We start from the raw sequence: 15,096 nt of genomic DNA on the forward strand, positions 1-15,096 counted from the left end.
GTCTCCCACGGTCTGTACTGGTCAGAGTCAGAATCGAGTCTGTAGTCCCGCCCACCCCTTCAAGTCTAAACATACAAGCGAGCCTGCTCGCGAAGAGGCCAGCTCAGTCACTACAGACTTCAGCCAATGCCACCCGCAACCGCCCCGCACTCTCGCGCTGACAATTAAGCTGCACTCGCGCAAGCCCCAGCCAATCGGCCATCTGCCGCAAATTCAACGCCAGCGCCAGCATCCCCTCTTCGTCCAGCCCCGGCTCTTCCTCGTGCACTGCATGCACCGCCAATCGTCCCGACGCCCGCTCGGCGCGCAGATCGACCCGCGCCGCAATCCGCTCATTGTGCAGAAACGGCAACACGTAGTAGCCGTAGACCCGCTTGTCCTGCGGCGTATAGATCTCCAGCCGATAACGAAAATCGAACAAGCGCTCGGTGCGACTGCGCTCCCAGATCAGCGAATCGAACGGTGACAACAGCGCACTGGCGATGACTTTACGTGGGACTTTCGGCTGCGGCAGGCAGTAGGCGATCTGTCGCCAGCCAGCGACTTCGCAGGTCTGCAATTGCCCGTCCTCGACCAGTTCCGCCAGACGCGGGCGCGCATCGCCAGGGTTCAAGCGGAAATAATCGCGCAGATCCTTTTCCGTGCCGACGCCCAGTGCCTGGGCCGCGTGCAGCAGCAAACCACGTTGTGCTTCGGCTTCATCCGGCAACGGCTGCTGCAGAATCGACGTCGGGATCACCCGCTCCGGCAAATCATACAAACGCTCAAAACCGCGGCGGCCGGCGACGGTCACTTCACCGGCGGCGAACAACCATTCCAGCGCATGCTTTTCCGCGCTCCAGTCCCACCATTGCCCGGCCTTGTCCTCGCGGGTCGACAGACTGCCGGCGCCCAATGCACCGCGCGCCTCAACCGCGCTTAAAACCCGGCGCACGACGTCCTGCTGCTCAAGACCAAACTTCGCCAGTTGCTGATAGATGTCTCTGCCAGTTCTGGCCCGCTGCATCCGCCACCCCATCAACGGATACATCGCCAGCGGCAGCAACGACGCTTCGTGGCCCCAGTATTCGAACAGCGTGCGCCGACGGCCCGAACTCCAGGCAGCCTGGTCGAGCAGATCGGAAGAATAGGAACCCAGACGGGAAAACAGCGGCAGGTAGTGCGAGCGCACCACGGCGTTGACGGAGTCGATCTGCAACAGCCCCAGCCGTTCGATCAGCCGGTTGAGTTGCGGCGCCTTGACGGTCGGCGGCTGGCGCCCATTGAACCCTTGGGCAGCCAGCGCCAGACGTCGCGCCTGTTTGAGGGAAAAGGCCAGAGTCGCGGGCATGAGCATCTCCTTGTCTGCTCGCAACCTACCTCACCTGAAAGTGGTTTGTGTAGTAAGGCCCTGATCATTTATGCATCGGATCGTCCCAGAACGGCCGGATGGCCTCGTGCTCGACGTCGGCCCGACTGACCCCGATGTCCTTCAGCGCTTCGTCGCTCAGGCTGGCAAGCAACTCGCGTTCTCGGTGCAGTTCGTACCAGCGGCTAAACTTGTGCAGCAGGTCGGAAACGATATGGCCGTGGCCGGAAAATTTTGCGTCGTCTACATACTCTCTTTGACCTTTCATCGTGTTGCCCTCCATGTGAATGGCTCAAGTCTCGCGCTGGCGCTAAGATCAATCCAACGAATGTTTCTGATGGCATTCATCACGGAGATTCATCAATTGTCGGCCTACCCCAGTATCGATACCGATGTCCTGCGCACCTTCGTCGCGATTGCCGATCAAGGCGGGTTTACCCGCGCCGGCGAAATGGTCAACCGCACGCAATCGGCGGTGAGCATGCAGATGAAGCGCCTCGAAGAAGACGTGCTGCAACGTCAGTTGTTCGAGCGCGACGGCCGCCAGGTACGCCTGACTGCCGAAGGCCAGGTATTGCTGGGTTACGCGCGGCGCATCCTGAAATTGCACAGCGAAGTGTTCAACACGCTGCGCGAGCCGCACATGGTCGGCACCGTGCGCATCGGTACGCCGGATGATTACGTGATGCGGTTTCTGCCGGGAATCCTCTCGCGGTTCGCTCAGTTCTACCCGCTGATCCAGATCGAAGTGCATTGCGAGTCCAGCAAACAGCTGTTGCAGCGCACCGATCTGGACTTGTCGATTGTCACCCGCGAGCCGGGCAACGAGATCGGTCAGTTGCTGCGCAAGGAGCGTTTCGTCTGGGCCGAGGCGCAGAATTTCAGCGCCCACGAGCAGACGCCGTTGCCGCTGGCCATGTTCAACAGTGATTGTTTCTGCCGTTTGTGGGCGTGCAATGCGCTGGACGCGATGGGCCGTGACTACCGCATCGCCTACAACAGCACCAGCCTGTCGGCGCTGATGGCGGTGGTGAGCGCGGGTCTGGCGATCACCGCGCAACTGGAAAGCCTGATCACCCCGGACATGCGCATTCTTGGCGCCGCCGAAGATTTGCCGCTGTTGCCCGAGGCCAGCATCATGCTGATCCGCAACCTGAACAATCCGTCGCCGATCACCGAATGCTTGGCCGAGCACATCGTCGAAGGCTTCAAACTTTAAACGCGAGCATCACCGCGCACAGCACCAGAAAACCGCAGAACAGCCCGCGCAGGAGCCTTTCCGGCATGGCGTGGGCGACTTTCACCCCCCAACTGATGCTGGCCAGACCGCCGATGGCCAGCGGCAAGCCGATCATCCAGTCCACTTCGTGATGCACCGCGTACGTCACCAAGGTCACGCCGGTGCTCGGCAATGCCAACGCCAGCGACAGGCCCTGGGCAACCACTTGGCTGGTGCCGAACAGACTGGTCAGCACGGGCGTCGCCACCACGGCCCCGCCGACACCGAACAAACCGCCCATGGTCCCGGACGCTGCGCCGAGAACACCGAGCCATGGCCATGAGTAACGCATTTCTGAGGTCACGGCGGTTTTCTTGCCGAACATCTTCAGCAGGTTGTACGCCGAGAGCACCACGAGGAACGCGACAAAACCGATGCGCATGGTTTGCGCATCGATGCCGACCGCCCAGATCGAACCGATCCACGCAAAGCAAAAACCCATGACCGCCAGCGGCAGCGCATGACGCAATTCGATGCGATTGCGCTGATGATAGCGCCACAGCGCCAGCATCACGTTGGGCACTACCATCACCAGCGCCGTGCCTTGGGCGATCTGCTGATCGAGGCCAAACCACACGCCCAGCAGCGGGATGGCGATCAAACCACCGCCGATGCCGAAGATCCCGCCCAGTGTCCCTAGGGCGGCGCCAAACAGCAGGTACAACAAAAACTCGATCACAACGATTTCCTCATCCGTCAGGCGATTCATCCTACGCAGTAGAGGCTGGCGGGGAAACGCACAGCAACGCACAATGGCTATGCCAATTTCGCACAAGCACCGAATCACTCATGAATCCCAATCAGTTGACCGAACAGCTCGGGCTGTTTCTCGATGTGCTGGAAAGCGGCAGTTTTTCTGCAGCTTCCCGTCGTCATCCGCTGACGCCTTCCGCCGTGGCGCGGCGCATCGACAGCCTGGAAAGCGCTGTTGGCAGCCAGTTGTTCATTCGCAGCACCCACGCCGTGCGGGCGACCCCGGCAGGTCTAGCGTTTGCCGAGCGAGCACGACGCATCGTCAGCGAACTGCAACTGGCCCGCGCCGAGGCGGTGTCGTTGAGCAGTGCGCCGGAAGGCTTGATTCGCATCGATGCCCCGGCCGCTTTTGGTCGCCGCCATCTCGCGCCGGTCATCGCTGACTTTCTGGTGCTGTACCCGGGCCTCGACGTGCAGTTGCACCTGATCGACAGCTTCATCGACATGCACGGCTCGAATCTGGGCAAAGTCGATCTGGTGCTGCGCGCCGGGCAAATGGCCGATACGCGGCTGGTCGCCACGCCGCTGGCGAGCATGGTGCGCATTGCCTGCGCCAGCCCCGACTACCTCAAACGCCGTGGCGCACCGCGCCATCCCGCGCAGTTGAGTGAACATGACGGGCTGGATTGGGAAGGTCTCGCCCCGCCCTTCGCCTGGCGCTTCGAACTGGACGGGCAAATGCAACTGCATCGCCCCGCGCGCATCCGCATGAGCGCCAACAATGCCGAAGCGCTGGTGTGCGGTGCTCTGGCCGGGCTGGGCATCGCGCATTTGCCGACCTGGCTGGCCAGCGAATACCTGCTGCGCGGCGAACTGCTGCCGCTGTTCTGCGAGAACGGCCTGCCGCAACCGGAAAGCACCGGCATCTATGCGCTGCGCATGGAACAGCAGACCCACTCGCGCAGCCGTCTGCTTTTGGAATACCTCAAGACCCGCTTCAGCCCGGTGCCACCGTGGGATCTGGCGCTGCAACGCGAGCTGGGCCGACACTAGATCCTGGATAATTATCTGGCGCATTAAACATTCGGGCGCTAGATTCAAGCCCATCACCGAACAAGGCTTTGCCATGACCACCGAACGCGACACCTGCGACGACCTGCTGCTCGACAATCAGGCGTGCTTCGCCCTGCATTCCACTTCACTGATGATGACCAAGGTCTACAAGCCGCTGCTGCAAGCGCTGGGCCTGACCTACCCGCAGTATCTGGCGATGATGGTGCTGTGGGAAAAGGATGGTTTGACCGTGGGCGAAATCAGCACGCGGTTGCTGACCGATCCAGGCTCGCTGACACCCCTGCTCAAACGGCTGGAAGGTGAAGGCTTGCTCAGCCGCACGCGCAGTCGTGAAGATGAGCGTGTGGTGATTGTCGAGTTGACCGAGCAAGGTCGAGCACTGCGCGACAAGGCGCAAACCATTCCACAATGCATCCTCGGCGCCAGTGGTTTCACCCTCGAACGCCTGCAGAAGCTTCAATCTGAGTTGCAAGCCCTGCGCAACCATCTGCAAAACAGTTTGGCCTGAGCCCGCCACTGTAGGAGTGAGCCCGCTCGCGATAGCGGTGAACGCGCCGCCATCGTGTTGACTGCTGCATCGCTATCGCGAGCAGGCTCACTCCTACAGGTAATCTCGTTGTCTGAAAAATATTTTTCCACGCCTGACCTTCCCGCCATCCTCTCTAAACCGCGCCTTCCAGGCTAACCAAACGAACCAGTCCTTCGTCGAAGCGCATATTTTTCAGAAAATTATCTTGCGCACTAAACATTAGCGAGCTACATTCACCTCGCACTTACTTAGCGCGCAAACAATTAGCGCAAAAACAGACACCCAACGAGGCCCACACCATGCAAACTCTCTACACTGCAATCGCAACCTCCACTGGCGGCCGTGATGGTCGTGCGATCTCCAGCGACAACATCCTCGACGTCAAACTCGCTACCCCGAAAGAACTCGGCGGTGCCGGCGGCGCAGCGACCAACCCTGAGCAACTGTTCGCTGCCGGTTACTCGGCCTGCTTCATCGGCGCACTGAAATTCGTCGCCAGCCAGACCAAACGCAAAATCCCCGACGATGCCTCGATCACTGCTCATGTCGGTATCGGTCAGATTCCTGGTGGTTTCGGTCTGGACATCGACCTGCACATCAGCCTGCCGGGCCTGGAACAGGCGGATGCACAGAGCCTGGTTGAAGCGGCGCATCAGGTCTGCCCGTACTCCAACGCCACCCGTGGCAACGTTGACGTACGCCTGCACACCACCGTTTGAGAACAACACCAATCCACTGTGGGCGCGGGCTTGCTCGCGAATGCTTTGTGTCATTCAACACACAGGCTGTCTGACCGGGCCTATTCGCGAGCAAGCTCGCTCCCACAGGGTTCGGGGGTAGACGTGGAATCGCAGGCACAAAAAAACCCGACTCAATGGTCGGGCTTTTTCTTTCCGTAAAAAGCAGTGCTTATTTGGCACGGCCTTTGTAGGAACCGCCTTCGCGGGTATCGATCTCGATCATGTCGCCGATTTCGATGAAGTCAGCAACCGACAGCTCGGTACCGTTCTTCAGTTTGGCAGGCTTCATCACCTTGCCGGAAGTGTCACCGCGAGCGGAACCTTCGGTGTAGTCAACCTGACGCACGATGGTGGTCGGCAGTTCTACGGAAACCAGACGCTCTTCGAAGAACACGGCTTCGCAAACGTCGGTCATGCCTTCTTCAACGAAAGGCAGAACGCTTTCGATATCTTCGGCGTTCAGTTCGTACATGGTGTAGTCAGTGGTGTCCATGAACGTGTAGGTGTCGCCGCTGATGAAGGACAGGGTCGCTTCTTTGCGGTCGAGGATCACGTCGTCCAGCTTGTCGTCCGCACCGTAAACGGTTTCGGTCTTGTAACCGGTCAGCAGGTTCTTCAGCTTGGTCTTCATGATCGCGCTGTTACGGCCCGACTTGGTGAATTCAGCTTTCTGAACCAGCCAAGGATCGTTGTCGATACGGATCACGGTACCGGGTTTGAGTTCTTTACCAGTTTTCATTGCGAATATCCGAATTTGGATGGGATTTACAAAAATCTAGGCCGCGTATCATATCCAATTTAGGTAAAACTGTACCAGCGCCGTGGCAAGATCCGCCTGCAAGCCTTGTTCCAGACACCATTGCTCGGCGTTTTCCTGCAGTTCTGGCCAGTGTTTACGGACCTGGAGCCAGTGCTCGCCGATCGGTTTCCCGGCACTCCAGGCCCGCCACAGACCGCTCATCGCCTCGGCAGCGGCCGGGGAAAGCCCTTTGGTGTAGAGCGCGAGAAAGGCATCGAGCTTGTCGAGGTGAATGTCTTCGTCCTGCTGATAGATGTGCCAGAGCATCGGTCGCCCGGCCCACTGTGCACGGACGAACGAGTCTTCACCGCGCACCGCGTTGAAGTCGCAGCACCACAGCAACTGATCGTATTGATCCTGACGGACGAACGGCAGCACCTGCACCGTCAGCGCCTGACGCACGTCCAGATCGCCGACAGCCAATGCATCGACCCCGAGCCAGCGCGCAACGTCACCGAGAATCCGCCCTTCCGGCACCAGCAGATGGGTCGGCGTGCTATCGGCCGCCAACGCATCCAGCCAACTGGCCAGCCCGGCATTTTCGTAGGCAAACAACGAGATCAGCTGTGCGTCAGCTGCGCGATCTACGCCCAGGCCTTGCAGGAATTGTCGCTGCGCAGCCGCGTCCTGCTGAAATTGCTGACGCCGCTCAAGCAGACCGCTTTCACGCAGCAAGCCGCCCGTCCCCGGCTGAAATCCGGGAAAGAAAAAGAATTTCTGCACCGACTTGTACTTCACCGATGGCAAACCGTGACAACCGGTGACCCAGTCTTCGGCGCTGAGGTAATCGAGGTTCATCCACAGCGGTGGCTGTTGCCGCTCGGCCATGGCGTCCATATAAGCGGTTGGCAACTGACAAGCGAACGCGGCGATCACCACGTCCGCCGCTTCTGTCTGCGGCCAGTCGCTCGGCCAGTGCCGCACCTCGACGCCCTGCTGCGATTGCTGCGCCAGGTGGATGTCGATCTCGGGGCAGATACGCTCGAAGGCGCGCAGGTCGTCGACCCACAGGCGCACCGCCAGCCCATGCTCGGCTACCAGTTGCCGGGCCAGACGCCAGGTCACGCCGATGTCGCCATAGTTGTCGACCACGGTGCAAAAAATATCCCAGCGGGTTTTCGGTATCGGCATGCAAGACTCCCGTTGGCAAAAGCGCTGATTGTCCGCATAAATGACCTCGCGCAGAAGAGCCGACGGCGATTAATCTTCGTGCGACAATCGCCACTTGCCCGCAATCATCCGCCAGGAGGCAGCCATGCCCTATCGCCCCAACCCGCGTCGCCCGTTGCCCGTTCAGCTTAGCGCGCTGCAACTGACCGGCAGCATTGCCCTGGGCATGTGGCTGGGTTTTCTGGCCATTGCCCTGACTTGCTGGCTGATTTCGCGTTTTGTGTTGACCGAGCAACTGGCACCGGTTGCTCAGGCGGTGCAGCAACTGGCCAAGCCGCCAGCGGCCGTTCAGGTACAACCGGACATTCCGCCACAGAGTCCGCTGTTCGAACAGTACGAAGAAAACCTGCGCAAGAACGAGCAGCAGGCGCGCCTGGATCAGGCTCGCGGCAGCAGTCGCAACCAGTCAAATCCGAAATGCCAGTTCTGGCTGCAACAGGACCAGACCGCGCCGAGCGAAAAGAGCCGCGCCAACGTTTTGCAATTCTGCGATTGATCATGAACAAACACACCGTCCACCAACTGATCCTCGACAAACTGCGCGTCGACCTCGACATCGCCGAACGCGCCGCGCAGACCGCTTACGAAACCGCGACCCACGAAGAGAACATCGCCGAGAACAAATACGACACGCTCGGGCTTGAGGCTTCCTATCTGGCGGCGGGTCAGGCGAAACGGGTCGAGGAGATCCGCCAGTCACTGGCGCTGTGCCAGAGCCTGACGCTGCGTGCCTACGACGAAAATCGCGGCATCGAGATTGGCGCCCTGCTCGGTCTGGAAGACGAAAAAGGGCGCGAGCAATGGCTGTTTCTGGCCCCGGATGCGGCGGGCCTGAAAGTCGATGTGGTGGGTCAGCCGATTACCGTCATCACCCCGCGCTCGCCGCTGGGCAAAAGCCTGCTGGGCAAGTTCGAGGGCGATGAAGTGGAGATTCTGGTGGCGGGCACCCGGCAACAGTTTGCTGTCACCGAGGTGCTTTGAGGCAGGGTCTTAGTGGACCGGCAGTTCGACGCCGTCGAACAGCTCTTCCAGTTCCTGCTTGTTGTGGCACTGGATGGCTTTGGCCATCACTTCGCGGGTCAGGTGTGGAGCGAACTTCTCGATGAAGTCGCACATGAAGCCCCGCAGGAAAGTACCGCGACGGAAACCGATCTTGGTGATGCTCGACTCGAACAGTTCGCTGGCATCCAGCACCACCAGGTCGTTATCGAGCTTGGTGTCGACCGCCATCTTGGCGACGATACCCACACCCAGGCCCAGACGCACGTAGGTTTTGATCACGTCGGCGTCGGCTGCGGTGAACACCACTTTCGGCGTCAGGCCACGATGGCTGAACGCTTCGTCGAGCTTCGAACGGCCGGTGAAACCGAACACGTAAGTCACGATCGGGTATTCGGCCAGCGCTTCGAGGGTCAGCTTCGGCAGCTTGGTCAGCGGGTGGCCCTGGGGCACGACCACACAGCGATTCCAGCGATAGCACGGCATCATCACCAGATCACCGAACAGTTCCAGCGCTTCGGTGGCGATGGCGAAATCGACGGTGCCGTCAGCGGCCATCTCGGCGATCTGCATCGGCGAACCCTGGTGCATGTGCAGCGCCACGTCCGGGTATTGCTTGATGAAATTGCTGATCACCGGCGGCAGTGCATAACGCGCCTGGGTGTGGGTGGTGGCGATCGACAGGGTGCCTTTTTTCTCGTTGGAGAATTCCTGGGCAATCTGCTTGATGCTTTCAACCTTGCGCAGGATTTCGCCCGCGGTGGTGATGATGCGCTCGCCGGCCGGGGTAACGCGGGTCAGGTGCTTGCCGCTGCGGGCAAACACTTCAACGCCAAGTTCGTCTTCCAGCAGGCGGATCTGTTTACTGATACCCGGTTGCGAGGTGTAAAGGCTTTGGGCGGTAGCGGAAACGTTGAGGTCGTGGTGCGCCACTTCCCAGATGTAGCGCAATTGTTGAAGCTTCATATGTATCCCTCAAAGCAGGTAGACGCCACGGGCATCAGCGACGATATATAACTATATTAATGGTTTGATGAATAAATCTAGAACTTTTTTATCAAAAGGCCATTATTCCCGCTTCAGCGATCCCCCCGGCGCCGGCGCTCCACCAATGGCACCAGATAAACCGGCACCTTGGCCAATTGCAGGACCCGAGTCGCCGTGCGCCCCAAAGGCGTTTCCGCCCCTACGCCGTGGCTGTGAGTGCCTACGATCAGCAAATCCACAGAGAGTTTCTGCACCTGGTCGAGAATCACCTGCGCCGGATCGCCCTGCACCACCCGAACCGCGCAAATCCGCTGCAGATCCTGCTCGCCCTCGTCGCCCAGCTCTTCGCGAAAACTGTCCAGCACCCGTTGCTCGATATTGGCGATGACAGTTTTCAGACCCTGACTGTGAAATTCGTTCAATGCCTGTTCGTCGAGATAACTCTGCAACACCGACTCGGCAAACAGCCCCATGGGCTCCACTGCATGCACCACATACAAGTCGGCATTGAATGTCCGCGCCAGCGCCAGGGCATGCTGCATCACTAAAGGTGCGTACAGACCGAGGTCAGTGGCATACAGCATCGAACGAATCATATGACCTCCTCGCGTGCCAACATGGCGGAGATTTGATTCAGCTTAGCAGTGCCTTGGCGAGTACGACGTGCGACGCAACGTCTTGAAGCACTGGGGCTTTAGATCGACGGTTCGTTACTGATGCCATGCGGTACGTGACCGGTGGCGACCACTTCGCGGGCCGCCTCGCAGTGGCCGGTCTGATCGTCGAAGAACACATCGGCAGCGAAGGCTTCGAGAAACGCCGATTTGGTCAGCCCGCCGAGAAACAGCGACTCGTCGAGGCGGATGTCCCACTCGCGCAAGGTGCGGATCACCCGCTCATGGGCCGGTGCCGAACGCGCGGTAACCAGCGCCGTGCGAATCGGGCAGTCGTCTTCGGGGAACTCGCGTTGCAGCGCATTGAGTGCCGCCAGAAAGCCCTTGAAAGGCCCACCGCGCAAGGGCTCGCGCGCCGACTCGCGTTCCTTGGCCTGAAACGCCAGCAGCCCGCCGGCCTGATAAACGCGCTCGGATTCGTCGGAGAACAACACCGCGTCGCCGTCGAAGGCGATGCGCAACTCATCACTGGCCGCGCGACTGGCGCCGCCGGAAAGAATCGTCGCCGCGGCAAACCCGGCGTCCAGCGCGGCGCGCACATCCTCGGCGTGGGTGGACAGAAACAAGTCACAGCCAAACGCTTTGAGATAGGGATACGGACTGCGCCCGCCGACGAAGGCCGCCCGCGAGATGTCCAGCCCATAATGATCGATCGAGTTGAACGCGCGCAGGCCGGTGTCGGCACTGTTGCGCGAAACCAGAATCACCTCGACCCGGGCGCGATCGAGGCGACTGTTGAGGCTCAGGAGTTTTTCCACCAGCGGGAACGCATCGCCGGGCGCGAGAATTTCGTCTTCGTGTTCAATCTGGTATTGCCGATAGGCTTCGACGCCGCTCGCCAGGTAAACCTTGTGACTCTCACTCAGGTCGAACAAGGCGCGAGACGAAATCGCCAGCACCAGTTTGTCATCGATGTTCTTGGCCATGCCTTCCCCCACTCCCCCGAAAACCGACTCAAGTGTTGCGTCGGTCGATAAAACTCAATGTGCGATACAGCGCTTCGATCCGTGGCAACTCACAGCCTGCCGCTTTGGCCGCAGCCAGTGGCCGGGCATAAATCGCCTCCAGTTCCAGCGGCCGTTTATGCAGGAAATCGTGGTACATGCTCGGCCAATAGTCGGGCATTTTCTCGGTCATCATGAACAGGTACTCGGCGTAACCGGGCGGAACGTCGTGACCGCAGGCCTTGGCGCCCTGCACCACTTCGGCCATCAACGCCTGGATCAGCGCGCGACTGTCCGCGTCGGCCATCAGCGGCGTGGTGCCGGCACCGAGCAACACCGAGAGACCGTTGTAGGGAATATTCCACACCAGTTTCTGCCAGCGCGCCTGTTGCAGATTGGGCATCGCCTGCGAATCGATGCCAGCGGCGCGGAACAGACCGGCGCCCTCCTCGACCAGTGCCGTGCGCGCCGCTTCATCCGCCGCCGGGCCACTGTGATAGCCGACATTCACCGCACCCAAGGCCTGATGGGTGATGTGTCCCGGCCCTTCGCGATGCACGCAGATCAGGCACAGACCACCGAGCAGATGCAGGGAATCGGGTAGCAACTCGCGCAAGCTGTCTTCGACGTCCAGACCGTTCTGCAGCACCAGCACTTTCGCGCCGGGCCTGGCCGCAGCAATGATCGCCGGGGCCAGACCAGCGCTGCTGGTGGTCTTGGCGCCGACCAGCAACCAGTCGCAAGCCGGCATGTCCTCGGCCTTCGCATACGCCTGCACCGGGTTCAGCGTCAGGGTGCCATGCACGGCACTGTCCACCTGCAAACCACGTTCGACCACCGCCGAGAATTCACTGCGCAGTAAAAAGTGCACATCGAAACCGGCCCGCGCCAGCATCAGACCGTAAAACCCGCCAATGGCCCCGGTGCCGATAATCCCGATCACCGGTTTGCTGTCTGCTCCCACCATCTATGGCAACTCCTCTGCAATTCGACCCAGCGCCTGCGCCACTGCCGCGTTCAGCGCAACGGCGGTCAGACGCGTGTGCAATGCCCCAAAGAACTCGCCGTCGCGTACCACAAACAGCGCCGGCAAATGAAAGACCTGATAGCGCTCCACCAACCCGCCGTTGTTGCCGGCATCGATCCAGCACAGGCGATCCACCGCCAGCTCGAACCCGGGCAACACCTCTCTGGCATAGCGGCAGCTGGAACAGCCGACGCTGGTGAAAATCACCAGCGAAACGCCGCTCATCGCCAGCAGCCGCTGGTCGGCGTCGAAATCGGTCAGCTCGGATTCGACCACTATACTGGGGGAAACAATGTCAAATGGCCGACACAGGGAGTCTGTGCTCATGGGACGTTTCATTCCTCATCCGGACGAAGTGCCGGTTGAATTAACCTTGCTCAAGCCCGAGTGTATTTCCAGGCAACAGCTGCACACTATCAGCCTCGGCGGGATCGCTTGCAATTATCACCGCGCCTGGCGCCACGGCACGGCGCTGCAGGTGCGCATGCCGACACTCAACGCCGAGATCTGTTATCCGGGCTATGTCGCGTGGTGTCTGCGGCGCAAAAAGGGCTATCTGGTGGGGATCGCGTTCACCGATGAGCAGACGCTGTTCAGTGCCCGGATGGGCGAACAGGTGTGCCAGATCGAACGTTATTGCCGCATGAACGAGGCCCACGACGATCTGCAGGATATTCAGGCGCTGGCCCTGCAATGGGTCGAACAACACGCCGACGAGTTCTCCCACGACAGCGTGCGCAAGGCTTTTGCCCAGCCAGTGCTGGATTAAAGCGGCGTTTGCCCATTGTCGAGCCGCGTCTGACGCGCTAAGGTTCGGCTCCCCGACGCGCTTAAATCTGCTGTGCTCCGCCGCGCGGGGATCGCTGGCGGCCGGCACCCGTGACCTGACGAGTAAACGATGGCTGATTTACCGATCAACGACCTAAACGTCGCCTCTAACGAGACCCTGATCACTCCCGATCAGCTCAAGCGTGATATCCCTCTGAGCGATGCTGCGCTGCGCACCGTCACCAAGGGCCGCGAAGTCATTCGCAACATTCTTGATGGCACCGACCACCGTCTGTTCGTAGTGATCGGCCCGTGCTCGATCCACGATATCAAGGCTGCCCACGAATACGCCGATCGCCTCAAGGTGCTGGCGGAGGAAGTCTCCGACACCCTGTATCTGGTCATGCGCGTGTATTTCGAGAAGCCACGAACCACCGTTGGCTGGAAAGGCCTGATCAACGATCCGTACCTGGATGACTCGTTCAAGATTCAGGACGGTCTGCATATCGGTCGCCAGTTACTACTGGACCTGGCCGAGAAAGGCCTGCCGACCGCCACCGAAGCCCTCGACCCGATCTCCCCGCAGTATCTGCAGGACCTGATCAGCTGGTCGGCCATCGGCGCACGCACTACCGAATCCCAGACCCACCGTGAAATGGCTTCCGGTCTGTCCTCGGCTGTCGGCTTCAAGAACGGTACCGACGGCGGCCTGACCGTGGCGATCAACGCCCTGCAGTCGGTGTCCAGCCCGCACCGTTTCCTGGGGATCAACCAGGAAGGTGGCGTGTCGATCGTCACCACCAAGGGCAACGCCTACGGTCACGTGGTGCTGCGTGGCGGCAACGGCAAGCCGAACTACGATTCGGTCAGCGTCGCCCTGTGCGAGCAGGCGCTGAACAAGGCGAAGATCAAACCGAACATCATGGTTGATTGCAGCCACGCCAACTCCAACAAGGACCCGGCTCTGCAACCGCTGGTGATGGAGAACGTCGCCAACCAGATCCTCGAAGGCAACCAGTCGATCATCGGCCTGATGGTCGAGAGTCATCTGAACTGGGGCTGCCAGGCCATCCCGAAAGACCTCGCCGACCTGCAATACGGCGTGTCGATCACCGATGCCTGCATCGACTGGTCCGCCACCGAGAACACCCTGCGCGGCATGCACGCCAAGCTCAAGGATGTTCTGCCGAAACGTCAGCGCAGCTGATCAGCGTTTCACGGGCATAAAAAAACGCCGGGCATTGCCCGGCGTTTTTGTGTGTGCGATTCAGATCTTGGCGGCGCGGCGCTGATGACGTTCCATGTAGCGCTCGACGTAGGAGCATGACGGGATCACCGTGTAGCCCATTTCTTCGGCGTACTGCAGCGCGCTTTCGGTCAGCGCGGCGGCAATGCCACGGCCGCGCAAGGCGTTGGGCACGAAGGTGCGATAGATATCCAGGGTCTGTTTCCCCAGATCCATATAGGTCAGGTAGGCACGATGACCGTCCACATTGGTCTCGAACTGATGACCAGCCTGGTCATGGTGGATGGACAACGCCTCGCTCATCACTACTCCTCGCGGGTCTCGAATTCTGACCCCTACCTTACCGATGTTTTTCCGGCGAAGGAACATCTACGCCACCCCGTGCCTGATGGACACCGAGAAAAACCACACCGGTCTCGCGCAATCGAGCACGTCATAAATAGTAGGCACCATTGGCGAAAATGCTCAAGGTGCGCTCGTCATCATGCTCGTTGAACGGGTGACTCCGATGGGCGTAGTGGCAGGCGCGGGGACGATATTCCCCAGGCACTCGCCTGAACATTGCCGGATGTCGAGACTTAAGACGCAGCCTCTTCTTTAAAGTCACCTCAAGAGCGACAAAGATATGTGAGGTGTCATGCAAAATCGGAACAAAAGTGTAGACGAATTCATCTAGGCAGACTTGGTGCAAGACGCAGAAACAGCACCGGACAACGGGAACTTTTTCTCATTAACACGCTCAGGCCGGGGCCTGCAGCTGGATATTTTTTATACAGCCCGGTTAAAAGTTGCTCGAAAAAGAATCAACGCCTACAATTT

19 protein-coding genes are annotated in these 15,096 nt (G+C 60.0%); 8 read left to right on the top strand and 11 right to left on the bottom strand.

The genetic code is table 11. The features are described from left to right. Nucleotides 1–103: 103 nt before the first annotated feature. Both HDC30_RS27950 and HDC30_RS27955 read right to left on the bottom strand, forming a co-directional pair. Nucleotides 104–1,330, bottom strand: a complete 1,227-nt coding sequence (locus tag HDC30_RS27950) for a winged helix-turn-helix domain-containing protein (RefSeq protein WP_097088305.1) — start codon at nt 1,328–1,330, stop codon at nt 104–106. A 64-nt stretch (nt 1,331–1,394) separates the two neighbouring features. Then, nucleotides 1,395–1,616 carry a DUF1127 domain-containing protein gene (locus HDC30_RS27955; RefSeq protein WP_097088306.1) on the bottom strand — a complete coding sequence of 74 codons (222 nt, stop codon included), beginning with the start codon at nt 1,614–1,616 and terminating at the stop codon, nt 1,395–1,397. A gap of 96 nt (nt 1,617–1,712) precedes the next feature. Between HDC30_RS27955 and HDC30_RS27960 the strand changes: the two genes are divergently transcribed. Then, nucleotides 1,713–2,567: a LysR substrate-binding domain-containing protein gene (locus HDC30_RS27960; protein ID WP_025113145.1), complete on the top strand. Its 855-nt coding sequence runs from the start codon at nt 1,713–1,715 to the stop codon at nt 2,565–2,567. Here HDC30_RS27960 and HDC30_RS27965 read toward each other — a convergent pair. Then, on the bottom strand, nt 2,557–3,306 hold the full coding sequence (locus tag HDC30_RS27965; RefSeq protein WP_027613445.1) for a sulfite exporter TauE/SafE family protein: 750 nt from the start codon (nt 3,304–3,306) through the stop codon (nt 2,557–2,559). The genes HDC30_RS27960 and HDC30_RS27965 overlap by 11 nt on opposite strands. Nucleotides 3,307–3,416: 110 nt before the next feature. Between HDC30_RS27965 and HDC30_RS27970 the strand changes: the two genes are divergently transcribed. From HDC30_RS27970 to HDC30_RS27980, 3 genes are all read left to right on the top strand, one after another. Next, on the top strand, nt 3,417–4,373 hold the full coding sequence (locus HDC30_RS27970; protein ID WP_096794959.1) for a LysR family transcriptional regulator: 957 nt from the start codon (nt 3,417–3,419) through the stop codon (nt 4,371–4,373). Between the two features lie 73 nt (nt 4,374–4,446). Continuing rightward, entirely contained in the window at nt 4,447–4,902 is a 456-nt protein-coding gene (locus HDC30_RS27975) for a MarR family winged helix-turn-helix transcriptional regulator (protein ID WP_103368328.1), read from the top strand. Nucleotides 4,903–5,222: 320 nt separating this feature from the next. Further along, a complete protein-coding gene (locus HDC30_RS27980) occupies nt 5,223–5,642 on the top strand; it encodes an organic hydroperoxide resistance protein (RefSeq protein ID WP_007964807.1) in 420 nt (139 codons plus the stop codon). A gap of 190 nt (nt 5,643–5,832) precedes the next feature. Here the strand turns inward: HDC30_RS27980 and HDC30_RS27985 are convergent, their stop codons facing one another. Both HDC30_RS27985 and earP read right to left on the bottom strand, forming a co-directional pair. Continuing rightward, nucleotides 5,833–6,402 (bottom strand): elongation factor P, encoded by a 570-nt coding sequence (locus HDC30_RS27985; protein ID WP_003226785.1) that lies wholly within the window; start codon nt 6,400–6,402, stop codon nt 5,833–5,835. Between the two features lie 48 nt (nt 6,403–6,450). After that, entirely contained in the window at nt 6,451–7,593 is a 1,143-nt protein-coding gene (earP, locus tag HDC30_RS27990; RefSeq protein ID WP_183786042.1) for an elongation factor P maturation arginine rhamnosyltransferase EarP, read from the bottom strand. Nucleotides 7,594–7,717: 124 nt separating this feature from the next. On the opposite strand from earP, the gene HDC30_RS27995 reads away from it, so the two are divergent. Next, entirely contained in the window at nt 7,718–8,128 is a 411-nt protein-coding gene (locus tag HDC30_RS27995; RefSeq protein ID WP_041069540.1) for a hypothetical protein, read from the top strand. 2 nt (nt 8,129–8,130) lie between these two features. Next, nucleotides 8,131–8,613 carry a GreA/GreB family elongation factor gene (locus tag HDC30_RS28000; RefSeq protein WP_183786044.1) on the top strand — a complete coding sequence of 161 codons (483 nt, stop codon included), beginning with the start codon at nt 8,131–8,133 and terminating at the stop codon, nt 8,611–8,613. Nucleotides 8,614–8,622: 9 nt separating this feature from the next. On the opposite strand, the gene cysB is transcribed toward HDC30_RS28000, so the two are convergent. The 5 genes from cysB to HDC30_RS28025 all read right to left on the bottom strand — a co-directional run bounded on the left by cysB (nt 8,623) and on the right by HDC30_RS28025 (nt 12,590). Then, nucleotides 8,623–9,597 carry an HTH-type transcriptional regulator CysB gene (gene cysB / locus HDC30_RS28005; protein ID WP_007908591.1) on the bottom strand — a complete coding sequence of 325 codons (975 nt, stop codon included), beginning with the start codon at nt 9,595–9,597 and terminating at the stop codon, nt 8,623–8,625. Between the two features lie 113 nt (nt 9,598–9,710). After that, a complete protein-coding gene (locus HDC30_RS28010; protein WP_027613453.1) occupies nt 9,711–10,214 on the bottom strand; it encodes a universal stress protein in 504 nt (167 codons plus the stop codon). A gap of 98 nt (nt 10,215–10,312) precedes the next feature. Further along, nucleotides 10,313–11,218: a 5'-nucleotidase gene (locus HDC30_RS28015; protein WP_027613454.1), complete on the bottom strand. Its 906-nt coding sequence runs from the start codon at nt 11,216–11,218 to the stop codon at nt 10,313–10,315. A gap of 28 nt (nt 11,219–11,246) precedes the next feature. Beyond that, a complete protein-coding gene (locus tag HDC30_RS28020; RefSeq protein WP_183786046.1) occupies nt 11,247–12,203 on the bottom strand; it encodes a putative 2-dehydropantoate 2-reductase in 957 nt (318 codons plus the stop codon). Then, nucleotides 12,204–12,590 (bottom strand): co-chaperone YbbN, encoded by a 387-nt coding sequence (locus HDC30_RS28025; protein ID WP_027613456.1) that lies wholly within the window; start codon nt 12,588–12,590, stop codon nt 12,204–12,206. Between HDC30_RS28025 and HDC30_RS28030 the strand changes: the two genes are divergently transcribed. Both HDC30_RS28030 and HDC30_RS28035 read left to right on the top strand, forming a co-directional pair. After that, nucleotides 12,589–13,032 (top strand): PilZ domain-containing protein, encoded by a 444-nt coding sequence (locus HDC30_RS28030; RefSeq protein ID WP_003226800.1) that lies wholly within the window; start codon nt 12,589–12,591, stop codon nt 13,030–13,032. The two genes, HDC30_RS28025 and HDC30_RS28030, sit on opposite strands and share 2 nt — an antisense overlap. Nucleotides 13,033–13,161: 129 nt before the next feature. Next, the gene (locus tag HDC30_RS28035) at nt 13,162–14,238 is read left to right on the top strand and encodes a 3-deoxy-7-phosphoheptulonate synthase (protein ID WP_027613457.1); all 1,077 of its coding nucleotides are present in this window, start codon (nt 13,162–13,164) and stop codon (nt 14,236–14,238) included. A 60-nt stretch (nt 14,239–14,298) separates the two neighbouring features. Here the strand turns inward: HDC30_RS28035 and HDC30_RS28040 are convergent, their stop codons facing one another. Then, nucleotides 14,299–14,580: a GNAT family N-acetyltransferase gene (locus tag HDC30_RS28040; protein ID WP_003226804.1), complete on the bottom strand. Its 282-nt coding sequence runs from the start codon at nt 14,578–14,580 to the stop codon at nt 14,299–14,301. Nucleotides 14,581–15,096 lie beyond the last annotated feature (516 nt).

The sequence above is a fragment of the Pseudomonas sp. JAI115 genome, from assembly GCF_014200835.1.
Taxonomy (GTDB): Bacteria; Pseudomonadota; Gammaproteobacteria; order Pseudomonadales; family Pseudomonadaceae; genus Aquipseudomonas; species Aquipseudomonas putida_A.

What these genes read in the sequence shown, in the direction of transcription:
- HDC30_RS27950 (WP_097088305.1), bottom strand. Translation starts at nt 1,330, where the DNA reads ATGCCCGCGACTCTGGCCTTTTCCCTCAAACAGGCGCGACGTCTGGCG.
- HDC30_RS27955 (WP_097088306.1), bottom strand. Translation starts at nt 1,616, where the DNA reads ATGAAAGGTCAAAGAGAGTATGTAGACGACGCAAAATTTTCCGGCCAC.
- HDC30_RS27970 (WP_096794959.1), top strand. Translation starts at nt 3,417, where the DNA reads ATGAATCCCAATCAGTTGACCGAACAGCTCGGGCTGTTTCTCGATGTG.
- HDC30_RS27975 (WP_103368328.1), top strand. Translation starts at nt 4,447, where the DNA reads ATGACCACCGAACGCGACACCTGCGACGACCTGCTGCTCGACAATCAG.
- HDC30_RS27980 (WP_007964807.1), top strand. Translation starts at nt 5,223, where the DNA reads ATGCAAACTCTCTACACTGCAATCGCAACCTCCACTGGCGGCCGTGAT.
- HDC30_RS27985 (WP_003226785.1), bottom strand. Translation starts at nt 6,402, where the DNA reads ATGAAAACTGGTAAAGAACTCAAACCCGGTACCGTGATCCGTATCGAC.
- earP (WP_183786042.1), bottom strand. Translation starts at nt 7,593, where the DNA reads ATGCCGATACCGAAAACCCGCTGGGATATTTTTTGCACCGTGGTCGAC.
- HDC30_RS27995 (WP_041069540.1), top strand. Translation starts at nt 7,718, where the DNA reads ATGCCCTATCGCCCCAACCCGCGTCGCCCGTTGCCCGTTCAGCTTAGC.
- HDC30_RS28000 (WP_183786044.1), top strand. Translation starts at nt 8,131, where the DNA reads ATGAACAAACACACCGTCCACCAACTGATCCTCGACAAACTGCGCGTC.
- cysB (WP_007908591.1), bottom strand. Translation starts at nt 9,597, where the DNA reads ATGAAGCTTCAACAATTGCGCTACATCTGGGAAGTGGCGCACCACGAC.
- HDC30_RS28010 (WP_027613453.1), bottom strand. Translation starts at nt 10,214, where the DNA reads ATGATTCGTTCGATGCTGTATGCCACTGACCTCGGTCTGTACGCACCT.
- HDC30_RS28015 (WP_027613454.1), bottom strand. Translation starts at nt 11,218, where the DNA reads ATGGCCAAGAACATCGATGACAAACTGGTGCTGGCGATTTCGTCTCGC.
- HDC30_RS28020 (WP_183786046.1), bottom strand. Translation starts at nt 12,203, where the DNA reads ATGGTGGGAGCAGACAGCAAACCGGTGATCGGGATTATCGGCACCGGG.
- HDC30_RS28030 (WP_003226800.1), top strand. Translation starts at nt 12,589, where the DNA reads ATGGGACGTTTCATTCCTCATCCGGACGAAGTGCCGGTTGAATTAACC.
- HDC30_RS28025 (WP_027613456.1), bottom strand. Translation starts at nt 12,590, where the DNA reads ATGAGCACAGACTCCCTGTGTCGGCCATTTGACATTGTTTCCCCCAGT.
- HDC30_RS28035 (WP_027613457.1), top strand. Translation starts at nt 13,162, where the DNA reads ATGGCTGATTTACCGATCAACGACCTAAACGTCGCCTCTAACGAGACC.
- HDC30_RS28040 (WP_003226804.1), bottom strand. Translation starts at nt 14,580, where the DNA reads ATGAGCGAGGCGTTGTCCATCCACCATGACCAGGCTGGTCATCAGTTC.